We start from the raw sequence: 25346 nt of genomic DNA, 5'->3' as shown, positions 1-25346 counted from the left end.
CATGCCACTCCATTAACAGACCAACTGCGGATCAGCCGTGGTTAAAACCGGCCGCTTCATCTTCCGAAAGTGGATTAACGACCGGATGATTTTCGAAATGCTCAAGCGCTCGTTTCAGATCGTCAAGCAACAGACTACCCAGGTCAAAACTCACCCCGTGGCGTACAAGAATACGCTGGATAACCAGATCTTCCCGATTAGCTGGCATGGAGTATGCCGGGACCTGCCAACCGCGTGAACGTAATTTGTCGGCGAGGTCATACAGCGTGTAGCCACCGATGTTGGCGCCTTCTTTCAGTTTCCATGCCAGCGCCGGGATGCCTTTGGCGCTGTCGCCATCAAACAGGATTTCAAACGGGCCGAGCTTACCGATCTCGTCAGCAAGATACTGGGCCGTGGCATAGCAGGCATTATGCACTTTGGCGTAGCCTTCGCGGCCAAGGCGTAAGAAGTTGTAGTATTGAGCGATGATCTGTCCACCAGGGCGCGAGAAGTTGAGCGCAAAGGTAGGCATATTGCCGCCAAGATAGTTGACGTTGAAAATAAGCTCTTCGGGCAAGTCTGTCGCTTCACGCCACACCACCCAGCCCGCTCCCAGAGGGGCTAACCCAAATTTATGGCCTGAAGTATTGATGGACTTTACGCGTGGCAGGCGGAAATCCCATTCCAGATCGGGGGCACAGAATGGGGCGAGAAAGCCGCCGCTGGCACCGTCGACATGAATAGGAATATCCAGTCCGGTGTCTTTTTGCAGCTTATCGAGTGCGTCGCTGACCGCTTTTACCGGCTCGTACTGGCAGGTAAAGGTCACTCCGAGGGTGGGTACCACACCTATGGTATTTTCATCGACTCGTTTCAGTACCTCTTCCGGGCTCATGATCAGACGATCGCCCTCCAGTGGAATTTCTCGCAATTCCACGTCGAAATAACGCGCGAATTTATGCCAGCAAATTTGTACCGGCCCGCAGATCATATTGGGCTTATCGGTGGTTAGGCCCTGTGCGACACGCTTTTTGCGCCATTGCCATTTTAACGCCAACCCCCCCAACATAGCGGCCTCTGACGAGCCAATGGTGGAGCAGCCCAGCGTGGTGTCCGGCGACGGTGATTTCCACAGGTCGGCCAACATGCGCACGCAGCGGGCTTCAATTTCGGCCGTTTGTGGATACTCGTCTTTATCAATCATATTTTTGTCGATAGACAGATCCATCAGGTCACGAATTTCTTCGTCAACCCAGGTTTGGCAGAATGTCGCCAGGTTTTGCCGTGAGTTACCGTCCAACATTAATTCATCGCGAATGGCACTGAATACATGGCGAGGATTTCGCTCTGAGTCTGGAAATCCAGATTTTGGTAGCGAAATGGCCAAATCTATCGAGGAGTAAACATCATCATTAACATTGCTGTTATTTTCCTGGTTGTTTGTACTCATAAAAACCCTCTTGATTTTTATATTCCAATATACTCGGCAGGATCACGTAAAACCGCCCCCTGTGCTCTACTAACGCCACTACGTCTTGGCGTTAATTCTAGAACATTTTGTGAAAAAGACAGGAAATCATTTTAAATATAATGTTTTTCTTTTAAAATCAGTGATAAAGAGGGTTGTGTTGTTGATCGTTTTCTCAATGTCCCCCAAAAAAGTGAGGGGCGATTCATTGGGGTGTTCTCTCTCGGATTTTTATGCCAGTAATTTAAATGTTGTTACGTCATGGTTGTGATAACGTTAAATTAATTAATGAGACTTTACTCTCGATTGATAAGGTAATTCTGATTTTATCCACTGCAAAATAATGTTTTATTAATGAAGATATATAATTATTGAAAAATAAAGCGTTGTGAGGATTACGTTCTACAATTACTCTAAACAAAACCTGCAGTTACCCGCGAAGTCGGTTTAATTTGATAAGGAGTGATGTGTTATGCAGCAAAGCGCCATGGACTTGCCTGCCCACGAACATTCTGAGGCATGCCTATGCCACAGCCCGGCATTTTTACGCATTAATACGGTGCTAACCCGCCAGGCGGCGAAAGCGCCGCCGATAACGACAGCCACGGTCGCAGCAGCAATACCCGCAGGACAATCCACACATTCCAATGCAACCGCCAGCGCTACGCAGCTGAAAGCGTTTATCAACGTACGGATTTTTGACGGGGTTTCTGACCAACTGCGCGAGGGCATGCAGGTTATCGTTGAAGGCAACAAAATCAAATCGATTGAACCTGCTGATACGCCTCCGCCAGCGGAAGCAACGATTATAGACGGCAACGGTGGCGTACTGATGCCCGGCCTGATTGATGCGCACTGGCATGCCATCATGGCTCGTCCTTCCATGATGACGGCGATGACGGCCGATTTTAACTATATCCAGGCGCTGGCGATTGCCGAAGCACAGGCAACGCTGCTGCGTGGTTTCACCACGGTACGCGATATGGGCGGGCCGGTGTTTGGTTTGAAGCGTGCGATTGATGAGCAGATTACGGTTGGCCCGCGCATTTACCCGTCCGGGGCGTTCATTTCCCAGACCGGCGGCCACGGTGATTTTCGCATGCTGAGCGAAGTCCCACGCGCACCCGCGGACTCCTTAAGCTATATCGAGCGGGTGGGGATAACTGCCATTGCCGATGGTGCCGACCAGGTGCTGTTGCGCGCCAGGGAACAGCTGATGAGGGGGGCATCCCAGATCAAATTTATGGCCGGTGGCGGTGTAGCCTCACTCTATGACGGCATCGACGTAACGGAGGGGTCCGTGCCCGAAATCCAGGCGGCGGTGACCGCCGCGGAAAATTGGGGTACCTACGTGACCGTTCACGCCTATACGGCCCGCGCTGTCACCATGGCAATCAAAGGCGGCGTGAAATGCATCGAACACGGCCAGTTGGTGGATGAACAAACCGTGGAGCTCATGGCGCAACAGAATCTGTGGTGGTGTCTGCAACCTTTCCTGGACGATGAAGATGCCGTACCGATGGCGAACCCGGCTTCACGCGCCAAGCAACTGGTGATGTCCGCTGGAACCGATAACGCCTACCAACTGGCGAAAAAGCACCACATCAAGACCGCCTGGGGTACCGACACACTGTTCGACGCCAGGCTTGCCACACGTCAAGGCGCCCAGCTTGCCAAGCTGATCCGCTGGTATACGCCTCTCGAAATTCTTAAAATGGCTACCAGCGTCAATGCCGAACTTTGCGCGCTCTCCGGCCCGCGTAACCCTTATCCCGAGAAGCTCGGGGTGATAGAAGCAGGCGCCCTGGCCGATATGATCATTGTCGACGGCGATCCGCTAACGGATATTCAACTGCTGGCCCAGCCTGAGGAAGCATTTCAGATGATCATGAAAAATGGGCAAATTTATAAAAATACGCTGGTAAACAGCGCGGTTTAATACAGCGCCGCAATGCGGTTTTGGGAGATAAAATGGCAAGCGCACACTCTTTTCGTCAGCGCCGGGGGCCTGTGTTTTTTCGTTCAGGCCATACGCGTTACGGAGCGTTGGCCTTATTGCTGGTCAGCACCTTTAGCCTCATCGGGTGTCGTGACTTTGGTGCGCCAGCATTTTCCATGCTCGGCTCTTATTTCCCAGCCTGGCTAGCCTGTGCTGGGATTGGCCTCGTGGTAGCGATAGGAGCGCGCGTTCTGCTGATTTTTGCAGGAATTGACGAAGTTCTGCCGTGGCGACTCTTCGTCTATACCTGCCTGGCGCTCGCCGTAGCCTTTATGTCATCGCTTTTATTGTAAGTGCGCTAAAAATGAACACGTTAAAACAACCGGGCAATAAACGTCGGATAGCGATCGTCATCGGGGTGGTTATCGTTATTGCTGCCGCTATTTCAGGGTGGCTGACGCTGCGTCAAAACACGTTAAATCCCACGTCGCAGGATACGGTCATCGGTGCTAGCGTGGTGAACGTCAGCAGCTCCGTACCTGGGCGTATTCAGTCCATTAATGTGACAGAAAACGGCAGGGTCCAACGAGGTGAGGTGATGTTCACCCTCGATCCCACGATTTATCGTTTGCGGGTCGAGCAGGCACGGGCGGAACTGCAGATGGCGCAAGCTGCCTGGGATACTCAGCACCGCACGATGATCGCAGAACAATCTAATGCGGCTATTACCGATGAACAGGTAAACCGGGCGCGAGCCAACCTCAAGCTTGCCACCCAGACTCTGGCGCGCATTCAGCCACTGCTGGGCAAGGGGTATGTCACCGCCCAGCAGGTGGACGATGCCCAGACAGCCAAACACGATGCGGAAATCAGCCTGAAACAGGCGCTGAAGCAAACCGTCGCTTCGCAGGCATTAATCAGCAGCGCTGCGGAGTCTGAGGCCCTGCTCAGCGCACGCCGCGCCGCATTGGCCATTGCCGAACAAGAACTGGAAAATACCCAGATACGAGCGCCGCATAATGGTCTGGTAGTGGGGCTGAATGTTTCGGCGGGGGAATTTGTGATGCCGGATCAGGCGGTATTTACGCTGATTAATAGCGACCACTGGCACGCCTCGGCATACTTTCGCGAAACAGAGCTGGCGCACATTAAACCGGGGAATTGCGCCACGGTATATGTTATGGCCGATCGTCAGCGTGCGATTCAGGGCAAAGTGGAGGGGATTGGCTGGGGGATCAGCTCCGAGGAGCAGTTTAACATTCCACGAAATCTGCCCTATGTCCCAAAATCGCTGAACTGGGTGCGGGTCGAACAGCGTTTCCCGGTGCGGATAACCCTTAAAGATCCGCCGGCGGAGTTGATGCGAATTGGTGCCAGCGCGGTAGCAATAGTACGAGACGACCATGGTTGCTGACAGCCCCTTGGGCAGAATGTTGCGCCAGGTGAAACGCGATTTGGCCTATTTCCCTGGCCGATTGGCGATGGCCTGGCGGGTCGGTGCGCTTTGCGCACTGATGACGCTGGTGGCCATGCTGTACGGTATCCCCGAATCAGCGATTAGCTGCTATCTGATTTTGTTCGTGATGAAACCAGACGCCGCCGAAAGTATGGCGATGGCCATTGCGGTGACCCTGCTCGTGTCCATAGTGGTGGGGCTGATCTTGCTGATCCTGCCTTATACCTTGGAATCTGCGCCTTTACGCATGGCGGTGCTGGTGCTTAGCTCGTTTGCCTTTCTCTGGCTAGGCTCGGCGAGCAAGCTCGGGCCGGTAGGCAGCATTATTGCGCTGGTGATCGCTTTCATCATGTCGCTACTTGGCGACGCGCCGAATGGAGAGTTAGCGGTACGCGCGGTGCTGTATGCCTGGCTGATGGCCGCATCCCCGATGCTGCTATTGGTAGCCTTTAATCTTTTCATCGGGCGGCCACCCTGGAAACTGCTACGCGCAAGTCTGGCAGAGCGCTTAGCGGTTGCCGGTGAGGCTTTACGCGACCCGGATGCCCCCAGCCTGTATAAAGTAGAGGAGCTGCTGCGGGAAGGGCAGAGCGAACATCAACAGCGGGCTATGCTCGTGCGCATTTTCCATCTGCGGCCTGCCGCAGAGGCTGCCTGGTTAACCGCCGCTGTCAACAGCAGCTATCGGTTACTGCTGGCCATTTCAGCCCTCAATAAAACCGAACCGGCGTTAACTCGCCCGAATTTGGCGGACTGGTGCAGTTCCGCCGCCGAGGCTATTGCCGCGGGCCGGGGGATTGAACCCCCAGCGTTTAATCAGAGTGGGAAAAATGACGAAGTCACCCACGCGCTGGTGCAACTTGCAACGCCAGATAATGCGGTAGACACCAGTGCGCCCAAAGCCTCATTTTTAGCCGCAGACGCCTTTACCAATCCCGTCCATCAGCAATTTGCCTTAAAGACCACGGCGGCCAGCGTGATCTGTTATCTCGTCTATACCGCACTGGACTGGCAAGATATTCATACCGCCATGATCACCTGTTATGTCGCTGCGTTAGGCACGGCGGGAGAGACAGTACACAAGCTGACGTTACGCATTGTTGGTTGCCTGATAGGCGCATTGATGGGCGTGCTTTCGCTGATTTTTATTGTTCCGTCGCTTAGTGATATCGGCCAGTTAATGGCGTTGGTATTCGGCGCGCTGCTGCTCAGTGCCTGGGTATCGAGCGGCAATGAGCGGATTGCTTATGCGGGCATACAAATCGGACTGGCATTCTTATTGACCGTGTTACATGGCTTTAGTCCGAGTACGGATTTGGGCGTTGCGCTCGATAGGGTACTCGGGATCCTGCTGGGGAATCTGGTGGTGTATTTGATATTCACTTACGTGTGGCCCGTCGCCATTGCTGATTTTGTCCGCACTCGCATCCGTAGCCTGGTCACGGGATTAAGCAATCTTGCCGCGTTATCGCCAACAGAGCGCCCGGCAGCGATAAGACAGGCGGCAGAGGTTGAAGAAGAACTGACTACGGCACGGGAGGCGCTAAGGCTGGTTCCTTTTGAGCCAAGATCGCTACGCCCCTCTCCCGAAGAATACCGGCGTCTGCAAGCGATCCTTGGCGAAATGGAAAACCTCTGTCCGGCGCTGTTTTTGCCCTTTGATAAGTCCTTCTCCGATGTGGAACGGCTTAGCCGGCTTTCCTCGAGCGGTGAAGTGATTAATCCCTCAGAACCAACAGGCAGCAACAACGGTTTGCCACCCGCCGTTGAACTTGAGATCCAACAAAGCATCAGGCGACTTGAGGAACTTCTCGGATGAAGCCGCGCACTCAGACTTTCAAAATACGAACTTTCAGCACGGCAGTGGGATTATGTCTGTTAGCAGGCTGTGCCACGGACCAACTGGCGTTGGCTCCGGCTAGCCCTTCCTCTCCCTGGACACCTGACGGCATCAGCAGTCATGAATTTGCTGTTCCGGCCAACCCGGCGGTAGCGGAACTTCCTGCACCGCCTGCGATCAACCAGCAGCAGATCTATCAGTTACCTGAGCTGATAGACATCGCCCAGATGCAAAACCCGGATACCCGCATCGCCTGGCAACAGGCGCGGCAGGCAGCGCTGGGCGTAGGCATGGCTGAAGCGACATTTTTGCCAATGATGTCAGCCAGCGTGATTGGCGGCTACCAAAGAACGCGAACGCCGTTGCCCTATGACATTGGCGACCAACACGATCTGGACACCTCCGGCAGCGCGGTAGTGCCGGCACTGGCGTTGCAGTGGTTAATTTTCGATTTTGGCCAGCGTAGCGCTTTGCAACAGGCGGCCAAGCACACCTCCTATGCCGCCAACGTCGCCTTTAACGGCATGCATCAAAAGATTATTTATGAGGTTACGCGCAGCTATTACCAATACGGTGCGGCCCAGTCACGCCGCAAAATAGCGCAGGAGACGCTGCGCAATAGCCAGAAAATCCTCGATGCTGCCTTGGCGCGTAACAAAAATGGCGTTGCGACAACGGTGGAAGTTGCACAGGCACGCCAGCAGGTCGCGCAATCTGAATTGAATCGCGTTGTTGCGCAGGGAACAGAACGTGACGCATGGCAGGCTTTGCTGGCATCCATGGGCATTTCTGCCTCATCGCAAATTAAAGTGGGCTATGCCGAGGATAAACCTTTGCCGCAGACGGCCAGTGCGCCAACCCAGCAGATGATTAAGCTGGCGCTCTCTCAGCGGCCAGACGTATTGGCAACTTATGCTGCTGCTCAGGCCGCTACTGCCGGTATCAAGGCGGCAGAGGCGGATTTTCTGCCTAAGGTTTATCTTGCCAGCGCGGTCGCGGGTGGCGATGGGCGTTTTGACATTCAGGGATTGCCGTCCATTGGCCAGCAAACGTCGTCCTCTAGCATTCTGTTGGGCGTTACCGTACCGCTTTACGATGGTGGAATACGAGCTGCCCGCGTGAAAGAGGCCGAATCACGTGCCGCCGTGGCAAACGAGACTTTCCAAAAGACGCAGGAGGCTGCGGTTCGTGAGATTATCGTGGCGGCCGATACGTTACAATCCGCGCTAGAAGCCAACCAGGCAGCATTGAACCTGGTAAAAACCGCGTTTATTACCTACTACGCCGCTCTGGAGTCTTATCGCAACGGCGTGGGGACCATCACCGTAGCCAACGAGGCTGCCAATGGTCTGCTCTATGCCCAACAGATGAGTACCGATGCCCACGCTGCGGCACTGATCGCGGCGGCTAATTTAGCCTTTGTGATGGGCAAAATGACCCACGTGGAGCCGGAGTAATTCTGGGGGAAAACCTACCGTTATCAGCATTAGGAAGAAAATCATGACATCTCCATTCTCGGCACTGATCATCGGTGCATCACGCGGAATAGGTTTAGGCATTGTCAGGCAGCTATCCATGCAGGGCTGGCAGGTAGTTGCAACCTGTCGCGGCGCGGTGCCTGCTGATAGCCCGGCTGACACGCAATGGCTGAAATTAGATATCAATCATCATGATGAAAGGATTGCCCTGAAAGAACGGCTGTTGTCACAACAATTCGATCTTATCTTTATCAACGCAGGTGTTTACGGGCCAGTCCATCAGGACGTTACCCAGGCGAATAATGATGAGATCGTTGAACTGTTTATGACCAATACCTTTTCCCCGGTTCGCTGTGCGGCAGCGTTAATACCGCTGGTGAAAGCGCAAACCGGCGTGATGGCGTTGATGACATCGGAGTTGGGCAGTTTAAATGAGAACGAAGCGGCAACCTATCCGCTGTACGCCGCCAGCAAGGCTGCTCTGAATATGTTAACGCGCGGATTGCGTGATACGGCCGCACAGCGGGAGGTGACTTTGCTGTCGGTGCATCCGGGCTGGGTACAAACGGATATGGGCGGAACCAATGCCACGCTGACTGTCGAACAAAGCTGCTCTGGGATTGTGAGCCAGGTTCTGGCCTGGCGCGGCAAAGGAGGGCACCACTTTATTGACTATGCAGGCAACGTGTTACGTTGGTAAAACGCTTTGTGCTGCAGATTTTGCTTTATGGGAAGCCCGGACCATCCGGGCTTCTATGACTTAATACATCACCATGAGCAATGAAATCCAACTATCCCCCCTTTGGGGAGGGGAAAGTGGTTCTCGTTGGCAACGCTATCCTTACTTACTTCAACTCAGGCCAGTAGTCCTTGTTCGCCTCAATCAAGTCATCAAGTATTGCTTTGGCAACCGATGCGCTCGGCACGGTTTTGGATAGCGTAATGGCTTGCCACAGTTTCTGATAAGAACGCTGTTCCCAGGCATCGACCACCAGTTTTTCTACCGCCACTTGCTGGCTCATCAGCCCTTTCTGGAATTGCGGGATATTGCCAACCACCAGCGGTTGCGGGCCACTTTTGCCAACCAAACAGGGGATCTCGACCATGGCTTCCGGATCGAAGTTATTGATAGCGCCGTTGTTTGGCACAATCAACAGCATGCGCTCCTGGGTGTTGAAGGCGATGGCGGTTGCCAGATCGACGATGTAGGAGGCATGCTCATCGATTTCCAACTCGCCTGCCGAGGATTTACCCGCCTGGATAATGGCATTGCAGGAGCCGAAAACGTGCTTCTCGCGGTGATCCATGACCTCGTTAGCGCGGGTACGCTCTGGGTTGGAATGCTCTACTACGTAGTCTGGGAACAGATAGTATTTCAGGTAAGTATTGGGGAAGGTTTCTGGATCCAACGCCCAGACATCTTTCGCTTTGGCGAAGGTGTCATTCCAGCTAGCCTCCGTACCATGTTCATCTGATGGCGGAACGTAGCCAAATTTAGCCACGTATTCACGGATTTTAGGCATCAAGTCGTTGCCCTGTAGATCCTCAATAGACGTCCACCAGCCGAAGTGGTTCAGCCCGTAGTAACGCACGCGCATCTCTTTGCGGTCTTTCAGGCCAGCAATTTGCGCCATACGGCTTTCAATGCCGATGGGCATATCGCAGATATTGAGGATTTTCGCCGTAGGGCGCAGACGACGGGTTGCTTCTGCCACAATCGCCGCCGGGTTGGAATAGTTCAGCATCCAGGCGTTTGGCGAGTATTGTTCCATGTAGTCGGCAATTTCCAGCACGCCACCGATGGAGCGCATGCCGTAAGCAATTCCACCTGGACCGCAGGTTTCCTGGCCAAGCACGCCGTGGCGCAGAGGGATTTTTTCGTCTTTTTCACGCATCGGGTATTTGCCCACGCGGATGTGTGCCATCACGAAATCCACATCGGTAAATGCCTCTTTGGGGTCCGTGGTGTAGCTGAATTCAATGTCTGGTGCCTGTTCTTTCAGGATGATTTTGCACGCCTCGGCAATGGTTTCCTGGCGCGCACCATCGTTATCATAGAATTTCAAGGCGCGCAGCGGGAAACGGTGCTGGTTTGCCAGTAACATCAGTACGATACCTGGAGTGAAGGTGCTACCACCGCCAGCTACAACTACAGAGAATTTATTCATGATACTGCCTCCGTCATGGATTTAAGTTCGCTCGAAGAAGCGTCTTTCATCAGGTTTTCGATCTTGTCACGGACCTGCGGGACGTTCAGCCCCACAATCACCTGTATAGCGTTGCCGCGTCGCACCACACCGTGGGCGCCCAGCGCTTTAAAAATGTCGTCGCTTTGCGTCAGCGACATATCCACCAGGGTAATACGCAGGCGGGTCGCACAGTTGTTAACGCTCAGGATGTTGCTTGCTCCGCCAAGAGCTTCGAGAAAACCGACAGCCTGGCCTTGTTTGGTTTCTTTCGCTGCCGTAGTTTGCTGGCGGGATGCTTGATAATCCGCCTTGCTGTAGAGCTTGATTTCGGCCTCTTCCCGGCCCGGCGTTTTCAGGTTGAAGCGCAGGATCAGCAAGCGGAACACCACGAAGTAGAGGCCAGTGAAGACGAGGCCGATGCCAATCTGGATGAACATCATTGACGCATGGTTGTGGAACATCGGGATCCAGTTTTGCGGCAGGAACTGGTCAAGCAGACCGCCGCCCATGTTGCCCACCACGCCGCACATATACATGACCGTCGCCATGGTAGCGGCCAGAAATGCGTGAACGACAAACAGTACCGGCGAGATAAACAGGAAGGTAAATTCCAGTGGTTCGGTAATGCCGACCAGCATCGCCGTTAACGTGGCGGGGATCAGCAGGCCTGCCACCTTCACTCGATTTTCAGGTGCCGTGGTGGCGTAGAGAGCCAGCGCAATCCCCAGACAGCCAAACACCTTCGAGTTACCGTGCAGCGCAAAGCCACCTTCTGGGAACAGCGTTTTCAGCGGCAGCGTGCTTTGACTGAACTCCTGCAAATGCTGCGCCCAGTAAACCTGAATGCCTCCTTCCACGACTGCCGGACCATAGACAAATGGGCCATAGATGAAGTGATGTAACCCCGTTGGGATCAGGATGCGCTCAAGGAAGGTGTAAACCCATACGCCGAGTGAGCCAGCGCTGCGCAGGAATTCCTGCAGTGATTCAATCCCCATCTGTACTTTTGGCCAGCCGAACAGGGTTAGCCACGCGCAAGGGATCATGACGAAGAAGGCAACAATGACCACGAATGAGCTGCCTTGGAAAATACCGAGGAAAACGGGAAGTTGTTTATCGAAATAGCGGTTATGGATAGCGGTGACCAATCCGGAAATCACAATCGCACCGATAATACTGGTATCGAGCGTTTTGATGCCGGCAATCATCGTGAGCCCGGTTCCCGCCACCGGGTCGACGTTAAAATCAACGCCAAAGTACTGGCCCCAGGTCATTCCCATTGCGTTAATGAAGTAGTTCCAGGTCATGAAACTGACTAGCACAGCCAGACAGGCGCGGCCCTGAGCCTGTTTTGCCAGGCCAATAGGTAAACCCACGGCGAAAATCAGTGGCATATTACGAAATACCGTCCAGCCGCCTTCTTCAATAATATGGACGATTTGCGCAAATAAGTTATCGGGTGCAGTGAGCGCTTCGCCGACGAACATCGGGTTACGCAGCATAATGGCGATACCGACCACAATCCCGGCAAACGGGAATAGCAGGACCGGGGTAAACATTGCGCCACCAAAACGTTGTATTTGACTGAGCATGTTAAATCCTCATGTAACAACCTGTAGGGGAAGTGACCTTATTCTTTAACGCGGGTCTGAGAAGCAGAGTAGGGAGTACGTGAGGGGTTATCTTTGTCCGTCGCACCGATTCGTGATCGCATTCATGGTTTTTGTTTGCACCAAGTTGTCTACTTTTCGTCATAAAACTGTACACGACGATTTCGCTTGGAATTTTCACTTGATGAGGTTGTTTGCAACTTCAATAAAAACAGCCTATTAATTTATAGGGTGTGGATTATTTAAGCGCAGCGCGGAACTCCAGAGAGGTCTATCAGTGATCTACAAATCCATAGCCGACAGACTACGCATTCGGCTCAATTCCGCCGATTATCATATTGGCAGCACATTGCCTGCGGAGGTTCGCCTGGCAGAAGAGTTTGGCGTCTCCCGCATGACTATTCGCAAAGCGATAGATTTGCTAGTGGGGTGGGGATTGGTGGAGCGCCGCCACGGTAGCGGCACGTATGTCGCGAAGAAAGATGTGCATCATGAAACCACCAACCTGACCGGATTTATCGAGGTAATGCGCAATCAGGGTAAGGAGGTGGTAAGCGACGTGCTGGAGTTTACTATTATGCCCGCGCCACCCGCTATCGCCAGCCAGCTGCGCATCAAGATTGATGAACGGATCTACTACTCGCGCCGGGTTCGTTCGGTCGACGGCAAGCCACTGATGGTAGAAGACAGCTATATGCCAGCGAAGCTCTATCGCAATTTGTCCGTTGCCCACCTGGAGGGGTCAAAATTCAGCTATATCGAAGATGAATGCCACATCATCGTGCGCGGCAATTATGAGAGCCTCACGCCTGTGCTGGCCGATAAAAAGATGGCGAAGCTGCTGAATGTCGATGAGCAGACACCTATTTTGCGCATCACCTCGCTGTCATACAGCGACAGCGGCGATTTCGTGAATTACTCGGTGATGTTCAGAAATGCCAGCGAGTATCAGGTGGATTACCATTTACGGCGGGAGCATGTGAAAGTATAGGGAATAGGGCGAACTGCTGAGACACCGTTGAAAAGCAAAAAGCCCGCTTAGTTTCCTAAGCGGGCTTCTCTAAATATGGCTCCTCTGACTGGACTCGAACCAGTGACATACGGATTAACAGTCCGCCGTTCTACCGACTGAACTACAGAGGAATCGTGTGAACGAGGCGAATAATAGCGAGGCGTATTGGGTTTGTCAAAGCACTAAAGTGAGGGAAAAGTGCGTTTGCTGCCAGATTGAGCATATTGGCTCGTTTTTCGGCACTTTGCTTTGGTTAACAATGCGTAAAATGCGGAACCATGAGGAAAAGATCAGCGCGTTCAACATGCAGCTTAACGACCATGACAGAATGCTAAGTAGCACCGTCATAAAGCGATCCCACAAAAACACTACTCACCGAATATAAATTAATCAGGAAGGGTCTTGATGCCATCTGAATGGGCCATTAGCGAAAACCCAAAATATCTGCTTATCTTTTACCAAACTGTGATCGAGATTGTTTTTTTATTTTTCATCTGCCAGATGCTTGGTTTTTCCAGAAAAGTTGATTTAAATCAAAATGGTAAGTCGTTCTAATTGGCGATAAGTGATTTTTTTTAAGATTTTTCTATGTTACTCTGGCGGGCATTCTATGCTGATAGCAGTAATGAGGCCCTCGCAGATCTTGTCAATGCTTGCTTTATTACTCTATGCTACGCCAAGCCATTTTTATAGCGGTAAACCACGCCGTTCCTTTGTTTCCCGGAGTTTTTTAGTAATGAAAAAAACAATCGCCATAGCTGCATTGTGTGTGTTGCTGGCAGGGTGTCAGACTGCGAAAAACAAACCTGCAACCGCTGCCGGTGTTCCAGCGCCAGCCCCAGTCACGCCGAGTGCTACCGTTACGCAGCCAGCTCAGCCGATGGCTTCTGTGGGTACCGATGAGATCATTTATCCCTGCATGAAAGAGCTGAATGCTCTGCAACAGGTTAGCCCGCGGTTGTATCAAACCCGCAGCGTGGAATTGAACGATATCGTGGCGCAGGCCAAGCTTTACATGCGCATTCGTGACAACGTCAGCACCGAAATCCATCAAATCATGGATGCTGCCTATCAGTTCCGCATTGCCAAAACCTGTAACCGTATCAGCACCGACCTGACCAATGCCTTGATCGAGCGTGTGACTGGCGCCTAACGCGCATACCCCGTATTCAGATGTTCCGGGAATACATGGTGTTGTACCAGAAACGCTCTCTTAGGGAGCGTTTTTGTTTTCTGCTCATCCAAAATGCATTCCAGTTGCACCAGCAAGGTGCGCCAGCAAATTCTCCGCGTTCTTTTCTATCGCTCGTTGCCCGCTAAAACCAGTGAGCCTCCTCATTTTTACGGCTGAGAGCGCCAGCAAATCGGCTCTATTTTTGTATGCGCCGTCACAATGGCTAGATTTTTGCTTGGATAAACGCGGGTAAATCGGTTGCGCTCTCGCGCAAATTATTTTCCCCGACTACACATAAAGTGACTGCTCCACGTCATTTACCCGTCGTCCTGCAACTGCCGCCGTTATTGGCCGCAATCTGCAATCTGCCGGGTCTACGGTCTTTCGCTAAAACAGTGCTGAGGAATGCAAAATGTCATTGAGATTGCTAAAAACCCCGCTTGCTGCTCTGCTTATTGGTTGTTTTAGTACGGCTTTTTCTGCACATGCCGATATCGTGATTGGCGTTGCCGGGCCATTCTCCGGCCCAAATGCCACCTATGGGGATCAATACTGGCGTGGGGCCTCGCAGGCTGCCGCAGACATCAATGCGGCCGGGGGAATTAAAGGGGAAAAAATCAAGCTGGTGCAAGGCGATGATGCTTGTGAACCTAAGCAGGCAGTCTCGGTAGCTAACCGGTTGGTCGATCAGGATCACGTCGCTGCGGTAGTTGGGCACTTCTGCTCGTCTTCCACCATGCCCGCTTCGGAGGTCTATGACGAGGCTGGGATCATTGCTATCACACCCGGTTCCACTAACCCGCAAATCACCGAACGTGGCATGAATAACATGTTCCGCATGTGTGGCCGCGACGATCAGCAAGGGGTTATCGCCACCAATTACATGCTGGATACCCTGAAGGCGAAGAAGATTGCCGTCATCCATGATAAGGACACCTATGGCCAGGGGTTGGCAGATGCCGCCAAGGCAGAAATGAACAAACGTGGCGTGAAGGAAGTGATGTATGAAGGGCTGTCGCGCGGTGAGAAAGACTTTAACGCCCTGGTGACCAAAATCGCCTCGGTGGATCCAGACGTGGTGTACTTCGGCGGCTGCCACCCAGAAGCAGGTCCGCTGGTGCGTCAGATGCGTGAGCAAGGGGTGAAAGCCAAATTCTTCTCCGGCGACTGTATTGTTACCGAGGAACTGGTGACGGCGGCCGGCGGGCCACAGTACACCACTGGCGTGCTGATGACCTTCGGTAACGATCCCCGTCAGATCCCAGAAGGGAAAGCTGTGATCGCCAAGTTCCGCGAGAGTGGATTTGAGCCAGAAGGGTACACGCTGTACTCCTACGCATCGATTCAGGCCATCGCTGCAGCGTTCAATGCCACCGGCGGTAAAGACAGTGCCAAGGCCAGCGAGTGGTTGAAATCTCACGATGTGGATACCGTGATGGGGAAAAAAGCCTGGGATAAAAAAGGTGACCTGAAGGTATCAGACTACGTGGTCTACCAATGGGATGACAAAGGCAAATATCACCAGCTCTGATGTAAAGATCAACGGATCCGAGCCTGCGGCGGATCCGTTCCTTAACCTCCTTTGGGCCGCGTGGTGCTGAACTTGCGGCCCGCCCATCAGGTGAGATTGCTTATTATGGACGTATTCTTCCTGCAACAGCTGATTAACGGCCTGACCCTTGGCGCAGTGTATGGCTTGATCGCCATCGGCTACACCATGGTGTACGGCATTATTGGCATGATCAACTTCGCCCACGGCGAGGTGTATATGATTTCTGCCTATCTGTGTGCGATTGGCTTGGCGCTGCTCTCTTTCTTTGGTCTGCACTCTTTCCCGCTGTTGATCCTGGGCACCCTGGTTTTCACCATCGTGGTTACCGGCGTTTATGGCTGGGTGATTGAGCGTATTGCTTATAAACCGCTGCGTAACTCCACGCGTCTGGCTCCGCTGATTTCTGCCATTGGTATGTCGCTGATTTTGCAGAACTACGCGCAAATTAGTCAGGGGCCGCGCCAGCAGGGGATCCCCACGCTGCTGGACGGCGTTTTTCGGCTCAATTTTGATGGCGGAGTGATCCAGATTACCTATACCAAGGTATTTATTCTGGTCGCTGCACTATTGGGTATGGCGGTGCTTACCTACGTGATCCAACGCACGCGCCTGGGGCGTATCTGCCGGGCTACCCAACAGGATCGCAAGATGGCATCGATACTCGGCATCAATACCGATCGGGTGATCTCGCTGGTGTTCGTGATTGGCGCGGCGATGGCCGGGCTGGCCGGGGTGCTGGTCACCATGAACTACGGCACCTTCGATTTTTACGTGGGCTTTATTATCGGCGTCAAAGCCTTCACCGCAGCGGTGCTGGGGGGCATTGGCTCATTGCCCGGCGCGATGCTCGGAGGCTTGCTGCTTGGGGTGGCAGAGGCCCAGTTCGCCGGCATGGTGAACTCGGATTACAAGGATGTGTTTTCATTCGGTCTGCTGGTGGTGATCCTGATTTTCCGCCCTCAGGGCCTGCTGGGGCGGCCAATGGTCGCTAAGGTGTGAGGGAAACTATGTCTCAATCCACAGTTCATCAAGGGCTGAGTATTAAACGCAGCCTGTTGGATGCCGTTCTCGCGGGCCTGATCGCGCTGATTGTGTTTGGCCCGATCGTCGGCATTGTGCTGGACGGCTACAGTTTCAACTTTGAGCCACACCGCCTGGTGGTGATTATCTCGGTAGTGATGGCGGGGCGGCTGTTACTCAGCCTGTTTTTGCAAACGCCGTTGGGGCGCAGGGTGTCGGCGCGTTTTGAAGGGGGCAATGACGGTGTTTATGTTCGGCCAGTCGGAGCCAGAACGAGCCTGCGTTGGATCCTGCCGTTACTGGTGGTGTTGGCATTGCTGTTCCCGTTTATGGCGACCAAATACCTGCTGACCGTGGCGATCCTCGGCCTGATTTATGTGTTGTTAGGGCTAGGATTGAACATTGTGGTGGGGCTGGCCGGGCTGCTCGATCTGGGTTACGTGGCGTTTTATGCCATTGGTGCCTACGGCCTGGCACTGGGCTATCAGTATCTTGGTCTGGGCTTTTGGGCGATGTTGCCGCTGGGGGCGTTGATGGCGGCGCTGGCCGGGGCCTTGCTGGGATTCCCAGTGCTGCGTATGCACGGTGACTATCTGGCGATTGTGACGCTAGGCTTTGGTGAGATCATCCGCCTGGTGCTGAATAACTGGGTGTCGTTGACCGGCGGGCCAAACGGCGTTTCGGTTCCTGCTCCGACCCTGTTCGGCCTGGAATTTGGCCGTCGGGCCAAGGAAGGGGGAGTACCGATCCACGAGTTTCTTGGTATTACCTACAACCCCAACCTGAAGTTTATCTTTATCTACGCCGTATTGTGTCTGGTGGTGTTGCTGGTGTTGTTCGTCAAACATCGGCTGACGAGGATGCCGATAGGGCGGGCGTGGGAAGCGTTACGGGAGGATGAAATTGCTTGCCGTTCGCTCGGGCTTAATCATGTGCTGGTCAAACTCTCGGCGTTTATGATGGGAGCTTCCACCGCGGGTATCGCCGGGGTGTTCTTTGCTACCTATCAAGGGTTCGTCAATCCAACGTCGTTTACCTTCTTTGAATCGGCGCTGATCCTGGCGATCGTGGTGCTGGGGGGAATGGGATCGACTTTCGGCGTCGTGCTGGCTGCCTTTGTGCTGACGGTGGCCCCGGAACTGCTGCGCAGCTTTGCCGAATATCGAGTGTTGCTGTTTGGCGTACTGATGGTGTTGATGATGATCTGGCGGCCACGCGGCCTGGTGCGTATCAGTCGTAGCAGCTTTACGCCACGCAAGGGGGTAGCACCATGAGCGATGCCATTTTGCGCGTTGAACATTTGATGATGCACTTCGGCGGCATCAAAGCGCTGAACGATGTGAACCTGGAAGTAGAGCGTGGGTCGATCACCGCGTTGATCGGCCCGAACGGCGCGGGGAAAACTACAGTGTTTAACTGCCTGACGGGTTTTTACCGTGCCAGCGGCGGAGCGATCCTGCTCAATACTCACAAACGGCCCATCGATGTGATCCGTATCCTCGGGCAGAAATTCCGTGCAGGGGATTGGATTAACCCCGCGCAGCTGGGGTCGCGCCTGTACTACAAAATGTTTGGTGGCACACATCTGGTGAACCGTGCCGGATTGGCCCGCACCTTCCAGAATATCCGCCTGTTCCGTGAGATGTCGGTGGTGGAGAACCTGTTGGTGGCGCAACACCGTTTGAGTAACCGTAACCTGATTGCTGGCGTGTTCAATACGCCTGCCTATCGCCGGGCAGAAAATGAAGCACTGGACCGCGCATTTTACTGGCTGGAGGTGGTCGAGTTGGTGGACTGTGCCAACCGGCTGGCGGGGGAGATGTCCTACGGCCAGCAGCGGCGGCTGGAGATCGCCCGCGCGATGTGCACCACCCCGGAAATGATCTGTCTGGACGAACCCGCCGCCGGGTTAAACCCGGTGGAAACCGCCACCCTCAGTCGGATCATCCGCTTTCTGCGCCAGTATCATGATATTACGGTGCTGCTGATCGAACATGATATGGGCATGGTGATGGAGATTTCCGACCGGGTGATCGTGCTGGATCACGGCAATGTGATCGCCGAGGGAACACCGCAGGAGATCCAACACAATGACAGCGTGATCGCCGCCTATCTGGGCGCAGACGAAGAGGAGCTGACAGGATGAGCGAGGTGATGCTGGAATTTCGCGAGGTAGATGTCCATTACGGCCCGATCCAGGCGCTGCAACAGGTGTCATTGCAGGTCAGGCAAGGGGAAACCGTAGCGTTGATCGGGGCCAACGGGGCGGGGAAATCCACCTTGCTGATGTCAATCTTTGGCCAACCCCGCATCAGCGGTGGGCAGATCCTGTTTCAGGGGACAGATATCAGCCAGCGGTCGACGCATTTTGTGGCCAGTAGCGGCATCGCGCAGGCCCCAGAAGGGCGGCGGATTTTCCCCGACATGAGCGTAGAGGAAAATCTGCTGATGGGCACCATCACCCTCGGGAACCGCTATGCTGTTGAAGATATGCAGCGAATGTATGAGCTGTTTCCCCGCCTGAAAGAGCGGCGTAACCAGCGGGCGATGACCATGTCCGGCGGTGAGCAGCAAATGTTGGCGATAGCCCGTGCGCTGATGAGCCGGCCAAAGTTGCTGTTGCTGGATGAGCCTAGCCTGGGGCTGGCACCGATCATCGTCAAACAGATCTTCAGCATTCTGCGCGAACTGGCCAACGGTGGCATGACAATTTTCCTGGTGGAGCAAAACGCCAATCATGCGCTGAAGCTGTCCGATCGGGGCTATGTCATGGTCAATGGGCAAATCCGCCTGAGCGGCAGCGGTGCCGAACTGCTGAGCAATCAGGAGGTGAGAAAGGCTTATCTGGGAGGCGCATAAAGGTAACCGCCCCGATGAGGGGCGCATTGAACATCCTCGATCCTAGGCGCGTCAAATATGGCGCTCCTACTGTTGAAAAAAACAGCACCACAAAAACGTGATCTAGGTCGCATTCTGGTTACGGGTTAGTTAAAATGGCGCCACTGCCAGCCCCTGTTCCGGAACACCTTACAATGGATGAAATCAGCACTTCCCGCTCGACCGCCTGGATGCGCGTGGTCGTCTTGGCCATTTCGGCATTTATCTTTAATACCACCGAATTTATCCCAGTCGGGTTATTGAGTGATATTGCCCAAAGCTTTGGGATGCAAACCGAGCAGGTGGGGCTGATCATCACGATTTATGCCTGGATCGTTGCCACGATGTCGCTGGTCTGTATGTTGCTGACCAGCAAGATTGAGCGGCGTAAGCTGCTGATCGGGGTATTTATCCTGTTTATTGCCAGCCATGTGCTCACCGCGGTGGCCTGGAACTTTACCACCTTGGTGATCTCGCGTGCCGGTGTGGCGCTGGCGCACTCGGTGTTCTGGTCGATCACCGCGTCATTGGCCATTCGTGTTGCACCCGCAGGCAAAAAGGCACAGGCGTTGAGTATGCTGGCGGGGGGAACCGCGCTGGCGATGGTGTTGGGTTTACCGTTAGGGCGAGTGGTGGGGCAGCTACTCGGTTGGCGTATGACGTTTATTGGCATTGCCGTGTGCGCCACCCTGGCGTTGGTGATGCTGTGGCGCTTGCTGCCGGTGCTGAAAAGCGAGCATTCCGGTTCACTGGCCAGCGTTCCCCTGTTGTTCAAACGCCCGGAGCTGGTCAGCCTGTATATGTTGACCATCATTGTGGTGACGGCGCACTTTACTGCCTACAGCTACATCGAGCCCTTTATCCAGACCGTGGCCGGGTTATCCGCCAACTTTACCACCTTGATGCTGTTACTGTTTGGTGCTGCGGGCATTGTCGGCAGCCTGCTATTCAGCCGCTACAGCGAACGTTTCCCGTCGGGTTTCTTTATGGGTGCAATTGGTCTGCTGGCCCTCAGCCTGTTATTGCTGTTGCCCGCCTCCGGTAATGAAACGACTTTGACGTTACTGTGTGTGGTCTGGGGCATGGCCATCATGGCGATTGGTCTTTCGATGCAGGCGAAGGTGCTCAGTCTGGCACCGGATGCGACCGATGTCTCGATGGCGATCTTCTCCGGCTTGTATAACTTTGGGATCGGCGGCGGGGCGTTGCTGGGCAACCAGGTCAGCCTGCATCTGGGAATGCCAAACATTGGCTTCGTCGGAGCGCCGTTGGCCCTGATCGCCCTCGGCTGGTGTATCTTGAGTTTCTATCGTAACGAACGCTTGCAGCACCATCGGGCTTAATCAACGCTCCCTTGATTGCCGGGCCCGGTAATCAAGGGCCCCCTAAGACCTATCCTCTCTTTACCTCCCATCTTGCCGCCATGTTTTGCTAGCAGATACGCAAAATATCAACGCTCATGTTTCACCATCATCGAAATGCTGGGATCGGCCCCCAGCTTCATCATTGTGGCCGATGTCTCTCGCCCCAAGCTCCGACATAATGCAATTAATAGGTTTACACCTATATAGTCTTTGACCTATATTGCTAAGGAGCACCTGTGTGGGAGATTAAAACAACGGATACGTTTGACGAGTGGTTCAGCCGGTTGGAGGATACTGATAGAGCTTCTGTGCTGGCGTCACTCATTGTACTACGTGAAAAAGGTCCTCAGTTGCCCAGACCCTATGCCGACACGGTAAAGGGATCGCGCTACAGCAACATGAAGGAACTACGTGTGCAAAGCCGAGGCATACCGATAAGGGCCTTCTTTGCCTTTGATCCACGCCGTCGCGGTATTTTGCTTTGTGCTGGTAACAAGGCTGGTAATGAGAAGCGTTTTTATGAGGTGATGATCCCGATTGCCGATCGGGAATTTACCCAATTTCTGAATACAGCAGAGAACAAGGAGTAGGCCAATGGGCAGAACACTGGAACAAATCCTGGCGGAAGAAAAACCCGAGGTAGTGGCCAGCGCTGAGCGCATTGCGGCGGATACGCTGCTCAATATTCACCTGGCCGAGCTACGTGAGCGGGTGCAGAAAACCCAGGTTGAAATGGCGCAGGCACTTGGCATCAAACAACCCACCGTGGCGGGCATGGAAAAACCAGGCCGCGATCTGAAGCTCTCCTCGCTCAAACGCTATATCGAGGCCGCGGGGGGCAAGCTGCGTCTGGATATAGAGCTGCCAGATGGTTCGCACTATGGGTTTGTTATTTAATCAACTGGCTCGATGATTCAACCCTAAATCAGTTGTGCATCGGTTTGAACGCTGTAGCTTGCCAGGCGACGGGTATATATTGTTTGCCTATCGTCGGTAATAGCAGCGTCTGAACTTTGCGCCATCTTATTAGGAGTTTGATTATGTCCAGCACTCATCTGTCAGGTACCTTTGCGCTCGGCACGCATACCGTCAAGCGGCTCGGCTATGGCGCCATGCAGCTCGCCGGTCCAGGTGTTTTTGGCCCACCGAAGGATCCTGAAACGGCCATCGCAGTTCTGCGTGAAGTGGTTGCCAACGGGGTCAACCATATCGATACCAGCGATTTTTATGGCCCGCATTACACCAATCAAATTATTCGCCAGGCACTGCATCCTTATGCCGACGATCTGGTCATTGTCACCAAGATCGGCGCGCGCAGGGATGAGCAAGGCGCATGGTTGCCTGCATTTTCTCCGGCGGAGTTGACCCAGGCCGTGCATGACAACCTGCGTAATCTGGGGTTGGATGTGCTTGATGTGGTCAATCTGCGCTGCATGTTTGATGCACATGGTCCGGCAGAGGGGTCGCTTGAAGAGCCACTCTCCGTGTTAGCCGAGCTACAGCAGCAGGGGCTGGTCCGCCATATCGGGCTGAGCAATGTCACCTCGGCTCAGGTTGCGCAAGGGCAGAAGATTTGTGAGATTGTCTGCGTACAGAATAATTACAACCTGGTACATCGGGATGACGACGCACTGATCGACGAACTGGCTGGCAAGGGCATTGCCTATGTGCCGTTCTTCCCGCTGGGTGGATTCACGCCGTTGCAGTCAACGACGTTGTCGGAAGTTGCGCAGCAGGTGGGAGCCTCGCCTATGCAAGTGGCACTAGCCTGGTTGCTGCAGCGTTCACCCAACATTCTTCTGATCCCAGGGACATCCTCCTTGGCACATCTGAAAGAGAACCTTGCCGCAGCCCAACTCAAACTGCCGAGCGATGCTGTTGCGAAGTTGAATGCGATCTAAGGCAACGCGGCAACTGTAACCTCTGCGGGAGCCCTGGGTTCCCGCTAAAAATACATCCTCCCAGCATTCTCAGCCCTCTGCGTTTCAACGCCAGCCCTGTTTTCTTTAATGTATTAATAAAATCCCTTCTCGTCAGGAAAGAGACAAATGTTGTCTTAAATGTGTCCATTTTATAAGATGATTGTTAATATGTTAACGAATAATCACCAAGACTCACGCCCACAACCGCTGAGGCGTTATTGATGATAAAGGAGCCGCTATGCCACCTGCCTTTACTAACCGGCCGCCACGTTGGTTGATCCCGCTACTGGGATCGCTGGTGGCTTTTGGCCCACTGTCGATTGATATGTATCTACCTGCGTTACCTGCGATGGGGCAACAACTGCATGCCACACAGGGGCAGATGCAGCATTCATTGGGGGCATTCTTTGCCGGTTTTTGCATCGGCATGTTGCTGTACGGGCCACTTAGCGATCGGCTAGGCAGGCGAAAGCTGTTGCTGAGCGGCATGCTGCTGTTTGTGATTGCCAGCGTGCTCTGTACGCAGGTCACTCAGGTTGAGCAACTGGTGGTACTGCGGGCGTTACAGGCATTTGGTAGCGGGGCCGCTGTAGTGATGGCGCGCGCCATTGCCAGGGATGTTTATGCCTCGGATGAGCTGCCCCGAGTGTTATCGCTGATGACGCTGGTTACCATGATTGCACCGCTGCTGGCCCCGTTGTTAGGCGGTGCTTTGCTGACTATCTTCGACTGGCAAGCCATCTTCATGCTGTTGGCGGTGGTGGGTTGTATCAGTGGGTTATTGGTATTCTTGATACTGCCGGAGACGTTAAAGACCCCGCCAGGGCAGTCAGGCAGCATCCTGAAAGCGTTTCATAACTATTGCCTGTTGGCTCGGGACAGGGAAGCGATGGGCATTATTGCTACCCTGGCGTTTTCCTTCGCGGGCATGTTTGCCTTTATCAGCGGTTCTCCCTTTGTCTACATCAGCTACTTTCAGGTGCCCGCTGAGTATTACGGGCTGCTGTTTGGCTGCAACGTCATTGGCATGATCGCCGTACTGCTGCTGAACGTGCGGATGCTGAAGGTCTACAGCCTGCCGCGCCTGTTGATGATACAAAGCAGTGCCCAGGTGGTGTTTGGGTTGTTGCTACTGGTGTTCCACCAGCAGAGCCTGTCCATCCTGGTGATTCTGCTGGTGTTGTTTATGTCGCTGGTGAATGCTATCGGCACCAACAGCCTGTCGCTATTGTTGCAACAGCGTGGCCAACAGGCTGGGAGTGCCAGTGCCCTGGCGATCTCGTTGCAGTTTGGTATGGGGGCGTTGGCAAGCCTGGCCGTTTCCTGGTTGCAGGATGACACGCCGTTTGCCATGACGTTGGTGATGGCCGTCTGTGCGGCGCTAGGTTGGGTAGGGCAGAGGGTATCTGTGGCGCGAATAGGTTCACGGCTGCATGAATAGGTAGGATGCGGTGGTGAGGTTTTCATGCGCATTGCCGTTGCTGACAATGCGCATGAGGTTTACCGATTTAAATCACTGACTATTGGCAATAATACCGCGCAACAGCTTCTTCAAAATGCCCACTTCGTCAGCCGAGAAGGCGGACAGGACCTGTTCTTGCTGTTTGGCGGCAATATCTCTCAGCACGCTGGCCTGGCGTTCGCCTGCCTCGGTCAAGTGATGGCCATTCTCGGTGCTGGACACCAGGCCTTTACGGTACAACGCCTCCTGCGCCTCTTCGATCTCTCTGGTTGGCATCGCCATTTCTGCCAGCAGGCAGGCCTTATCAAGGCAGGCGTCGCTGTCCAACACCAGCAGCATTCTGGCCTCGCTGGCCCGCAACCCGGTGGAGAGCTGCTTGGGCTGGTAGCTGCTTTGATAGCTGCGCAGCGCCTGGGTGAGCAAGTAGAAGACGTTGTTATTCAAGCGTTCCTGCCTGGCGCTGCCTACTGCATTCTGTGCAACGCGCTCCGCCACCTGCGGGTAAGGCAGCACCATGGAATAGGATCCCTGGTGATATACCAGTGGTGCGCGGCCCAGGTCGTCAAACGCCACCACTTTGCCAATCAGGATCCAGTGGTCACCACCGTCAACCTGCTGATATTTCTCACACTGAAAGCGTGCGGCACAGTCGGTAAGCAAAGGCACGTCACCCGCGCCGACCTCCACCTCAATCCCGGCAAATTTATCCTCGCTGGGGCGGGCGAAACGATTGGATATATCCATCTGATCGGCGGCCAGCACGTTAATGGCGAAGTGGCTGGCTTGCTCAAAGATCGCGTAGCTGCCGGAGCGTTTATCAATGCTCCACAAGACCAAAGGCGGATCCAGTGATACCGAGTTAAAACTGTTGGCCGTGACTCCCACGCGGGTGCCATCTGCGGTTGCTGCTGTCACTACCGTCACGCCAGTGGCGAAATTACCCAGCGCACGGCGAAATGCGCGGGGATCCAGGGCTGGTTCTGTGTGATGTGTCATTAAAT

22 protein-coding genes and 1 tRNA gene are annotated in these 25346 nt (G+C 54.0%); 18 read left to right on the top strand and 5 right to left on the bottom strand.

The window, feature by feature from the left end; all coding sequences use genetic code 11:
- Positions 1–31: 31 nt before the first annotated feature.
- A complete protein-coding gene (locus tag KGP16_RS16725; RefSeq protein ID WP_021805824.1) occupies positions 32–1432 on the bottom strand; it encodes a glutamate decarboxylase in 1401 nt (466 codons plus the stop codon).
- Positions 1433–1922: 490 nt separating this feature from the next.
- Between KGP16_RS16725 and KGP16_RS16720 the strand changes: the two genes are divergently transcribed.
- Genes KGP16_RS16720 through KGP16_RS16695 form a run of 6 tightly spaced genes read left to right on the top strand, consistent with a single transcriptional unit; the run spans position 1923 to position 8863 of the window.
- Positions 1923–3389 carry an amidohydrolase family protein gene (locus KGP16_RS16720; RefSeq protein ID WP_059201200.1) on the top strand — a complete coding sequence of 489 codons (1467 nt, stop codon included), beginning with the start codon at positions 1923–1925 and terminating at the stop codon, positions 3387–3389.
- 32 nt (positions 3390–3421) lie between these two features.
- A complete protein-coding gene (locus KGP16_RS16715) occupies positions 3422–3742 on the top strand; it encodes a YtcA family lipoprotein (protein WP_223500012.1) in 321 nt (106 codons plus the stop codon).
- A gap of 11 nt (positions 3743–3753) precedes the next feature.
- Complete coding sequence (gene mdtN / locus KGP16_RS16710; RefSeq protein WP_094981613.1) at positions 3754–4803, top strand: multidrug transporter subunit MdtN; 1050 nt, start codon at positions 3754–3756, stop codon at positions 4801–4803.
- Positions 4793–6664, top strand: coding sequence for an FUSC family protein (locus KGP16_RS16705; RefSeq protein WP_223500011.1), 1872 nt, complete (start codon positions 4793–4795; stop codon positions 6662–6664). The genes mdtN and KGP16_RS16705 overlap by 11 nt, the downstream gene beginning before the upstream one ends.
- Complete coding sequence (locus KGP16_RS16700) at positions 6661–8142, top strand: TolC family protein (RefSeq protein WP_223500010.1); 1482 nt, start codon at positions 6661–6663, stop codon at positions 8140–8142. Before KGP16_RS16705 ends, KGP16_RS16700 begins: the two co-directional genes overlap by 4 nt.
- A gap of 43 nt (positions 8143–8185) precedes the next feature.
- Entirely contained in the window at positions 8186–8863 is a 678-nt protein-coding gene (locus KGP16_RS16695; RefSeq protein ID WP_094981611.1) for an SDR family oxidoreductase, read from the top strand.
- 145 nt (positions 8864–9008) lie between these two features.
- Here KGP16_RS16695 and KGP16_RS16690 read toward each other — a convergent pair whose 3' ends face one another.
- Together KGP16_RS16690 and KGP16_RS16685 are read right to left on the bottom strand one after the other, a co-directional pair.
- Entirely contained in the window at positions 9009–10331 is a 1323-nt protein-coding gene (locus KGP16_RS16690) for a 6-phospho-alpha-glucosidase (RefSeq protein WP_021805818.1), read from the bottom strand.
- The gene (locus KGP16_RS16685; RefSeq protein ID WP_094981610.1) at positions 10328–11944 is read right to left on the bottom strand and encodes an alpha-glucoside-specific PTS transporter subunit IIBC; all 1617 of its coding nucleotides are present in this window, start codon (positions 11942–11944) and stop codon (positions 10328–10330) included. The genes KGP16_RS16690 and KGP16_RS16685 overlap by 4 nt, the downstream gene beginning before the upstream one ends.
- 295 nt (positions 11945–12239) lie before the next feature.
- Here KGP16_RS16685 and KGP16_RS16680 point away from each other — a divergent pair, with 295 nt between their 5' ends.
- On the top strand, positions 12240–12953 hold the full coding sequence (locus KGP16_RS16680) for a GntR family transcriptional regulator (RefSeq protein WP_223500009.1): 714 nt from the start codon (positions 12240–12242) through the stop codon (positions 12951–12953).
- Between the two features lie 76 nt (positions 12954–13029).
- On the opposite strand, the gene KGP16_RS16675 is transcribed toward KGP16_RS16680, so the two are convergent.
- Positions 13030–13105, bottom strand: a tRNA-Asn gene (locus KGP16_RS16675).
- 605 nt (positions 13106–13710) lie between these two features.
- On the opposite strand from KGP16_RS16675, the gene KGP16_RS16670 reads away from it, so the two are divergent.
- From KGP16_RS16670 to KGP16_RS16620, 11 genes are all read left to right on the top strand, one after another.
- On the top strand, positions 13711–14127 hold the full coding sequence (locus tag KGP16_RS16670; protein WP_223500008.1) for a hypothetical protein: 417 nt from the start codon (positions 13711–13713) through the stop codon (positions 14125–14127).
- 433 nt (positions 14128–14560) lie between these two features.
- Positions 14561–15679 (top strand): branched-chain amino acid ABC transporter substrate-binding protein, encoded by a 1119-nt coding sequence (locus tag KGP16_RS16665; protein WP_021805814.1) that lies wholly within the window; start codon positions 14561–14563, stop codon positions 15677–15679.
- Positions 15680–15784: 105 nt separating this feature from the next.
- Positions 15785–16699: a branched-chain amino acid ABC transporter permease gene (locus KGP16_RS16660; protein ID WP_021180268.1), complete on the top strand. Its 915-nt coding sequence runs from the start codon at positions 15785–15787 to the stop codon at positions 16697–16699.
- An 8-nt stretch (positions 16700–16707) separates the two neighbouring features.
- Positions 16708–17994: a high-affinity branched-chain amino acid ABC transporter permease LivM gene (livM, locus tag KGP16_RS16655; protein ID WP_223500007.1), complete on the top strand. Its 1287-nt coding sequence runs from the start codon at positions 16708–16710 to the stop codon at positions 17992–17994.
- Entirely contained in the window at positions 17991–18866 is an 876-nt protein-coding gene (locus KGP16_RS16650; protein WP_223500006.1) for an ABC transporter ATP-binding protein, read from the top strand. Before livM ends, KGP16_RS16650 begins: the two co-directional genes overlap by 4 nt.
- Positions 18863–19579: an ABC transporter ATP-binding protein gene (locus KGP16_RS16645; RefSeq protein ID WP_223500005.1), complete on the top strand. Its 717-nt coding sequence runs from the start codon at positions 18863–18865 to the stop codon at positions 19577–19579. Before KGP16_RS16650 ends, KGP16_RS16645 begins: the two co-directional genes overlap by 4 nt.
- A gap of 173 nt (positions 19580–19752) precedes the next feature.
- On the top strand, positions 19753–20940 hold the full coding sequence (locus tag KGP16_RS16640) for a sugar transporter (RefSeq protein WP_021805810.1): 1188 nt from the start codon (positions 19753–19755) through the stop codon (positions 20938–20940).
- Between the two features lie 257 nt (positions 20941–21197).
- Positions 21198–21551: a type II toxin-antitoxin system RelE/ParE family toxin gene (locus KGP16_RS16635; RefSeq protein ID WP_218519157.1), complete on the top strand. Its 354-nt coding sequence runs from the start codon at positions 21198–21200 to the stop codon at positions 21549–21551.
- A 4-nt stretch (positions 21552–21555) separates the two neighbouring features.
- Positions 21556–21858 carry a helix-turn-helix domain-containing protein gene (locus tag KGP16_RS16630; RefSeq protein WP_021180280.1) on the top strand — a complete coding sequence of 101 codons (303 nt, stop codon included), beginning with the start codon at positions 21556–21558 and terminating at the stop codon, positions 21856–21858.
- 143 nt (positions 21859–22001) lie between these two features.
- Positions 22002–22862: an aldo/keto reductase family oxidoreductase gene (locus KGP16_RS16625; protein WP_218519158.1), complete on the top strand. Its 861-nt coding sequence runs from the start codon at positions 22002–22004 to the stop codon at positions 22860–22862.
- Positions 22863–23121: 259 nt separating this feature from the next.
- Complete coding sequence (locus KGP16_RS16620) at positions 23122–24324, top strand: Bcr/CflA family multidrug efflux MFS transporter (RefSeq protein WP_094982866.1); 1203 nt, start codon at positions 23122–23124, stop codon at positions 24322–24324.
- A 72-nt stretch (positions 24325–24396) separates the two neighbouring features.
- On the opposite strand, the gene KGP16_RS16615 is transcribed toward KGP16_RS16620, so the two are convergent.
- Positions 24397–25341, bottom strand: coding sequence for a p-hydroxyphenylacetate 3-hydroxylase reductase component (locus KGP16_RS16615; protein ID WP_071680978.1), 945 nt, complete (start codon positions 25339–25341; stop codon positions 24397–24399).
- Between the last annotated feature and the right edge of the window lie 5 nt (positions 25342–25346).

The organism is Serratia sp. JSRIV006, assembly GCF_019968685.1.
Lineage (GTDB): Bacteria > Pseudomonadota > Gammaproteobacteria > Enterobacterales > Enterobacteriaceae > Chania > Chania fonticola_B.
This window is presented reverse-complemented; position numbering and strand designations above follow the sequence as displayed.

Bases quoted from the DNA above. Each gene is read 5' to 3' on its own strand.
- KGP16_RS16725 (WP_021805824.1), bottom strand. From the start codon at position 1,432: ATGAGTACAAACAACCAGGAAAATAACAGCAATGTTAATGATGATGTT.
- KGP16_RS16720 (WP_059201200.1), top strand. From the start codon at position 1,923: ATGCAGCAAAGCGCCATGGACTTGCCTGCCCACGAACATTCTGAGGCA.
- KGP16_RS16715 (WP_223500012.1), top strand. From the start codon at position 3,422: ATGGCAAGCGCACACTCTTTTCGTCAGCGCCGGGGGCCTGTGTTTTTT.
- mdtN (WP_094981613.1), top strand. From the start codon at position 3,754: ATGAACACGTTAAAACAACCGGGCAATAAACGTCGGATAGCGATCGTC.
- KGP16_RS16705 (WP_223500011.1), top strand. From the start codon at position 4,793: ATGGTTGCTGACAGCCCCTTGGGCAGAATGTTGCGCCAGGTGAAACGC.
- KGP16_RS16700 (WP_223500010.1), top strand. From the start codon at position 6,661: ATGAAGCCGCGCACTCAGACTTTCAAAATACGAACTTTCAGCACGGCA.
- KGP16_RS16695 (WP_094981611.1), top strand. From the start codon at position 8,186: ATGACATCTCCATTCTCGGCACTGATCATCGGTGCATCACGCGGAATA.
- KGP16_RS16690 (WP_021805818.1), bottom strand. From the start codon at position 10,331: ATGAATAAATTCTCTGTAGTTGTAGCTGGCGGTGGTAGCACCTTCACT.
- KGP16_RS16685 (WP_094981610.1), bottom strand. From the start codon at position 11,944: ATGCTCAGTCAAATACAACGTTTTGGTGGCGCAATGTTTACCCCGGTC.
- KGP16_RS16670 (WP_223500008.1), top strand. From the start codon at position 13,711: ATGAAAAAAACAATCGCCATAGCTGCATTGTGTGTGTTGCTGGCAGGG.
- KGP16_RS16665 (WP_021805814.1), top strand. From the start codon at position 14,561: ATGTCATTGAGATTGCTAAAAACCCCGCTTGCTGCTCTGCTTATTGGT.
- KGP16_RS16660 (WP_021180268.1), top strand. From the start codon at position 15,785: ATGGACGTATTCTTCCTGCAACAGCTGATTAACGGCCTGACCCTTGGC.
- livM (WP_223500007.1), top strand. From the start codon at position 16,708: ATGTCTCAATCCACAGTTCATCAAGGGCTGAGTATTAAACGCAGCCTG.
- KGP16_RS16650 (WP_223500006.1), top strand. From the start codon at position 17,991: ATGAGCGATGCCATTTTGCGCGTTGAACATTTGATGATGCACTTCGGC.
- KGP16_RS16645 (WP_223500005.1), top strand. From the start codon at position 18,863: ATGAGCGAGGTGATGCTGGAATTTCGCGAGGTAGATGTCCATTACGGC.
- KGP16_RS16640 (WP_021805810.1), top strand. From the start codon at position 19,753: ATGGATGAAATCAGCACTTCCCGCTCGACCGCCTGGATGCGCGTGGTC.
- KGP16_RS16630 (WP_021180280.1), top strand. From the start codon at position 21,556: ATGGGCAGAACACTGGAACAAATCCTGGCGGAAGAAAAACCCGAGGTA.
- KGP16_RS16625 (WP_218519158.1), top strand. From the start codon at position 22,002: ATGTCCAGCACTCATCTGTCAGGTACCTTTGCGCTCGGCACGCATACC.
- KGP16_RS16620 (WP_094982866.1), top strand. From the start codon at position 23,122: ATGCCACCTGCCTTTACTAACCGGCCGCCACGTTGGTTGATCCCGCTA.
- KGP16_RS16615 (WP_071680978.1), bottom strand. From the start codon at position 25,341: ATGACACATCACACAGAACCAGCCCTGGATCCCCGCGCATTTCGCCGT.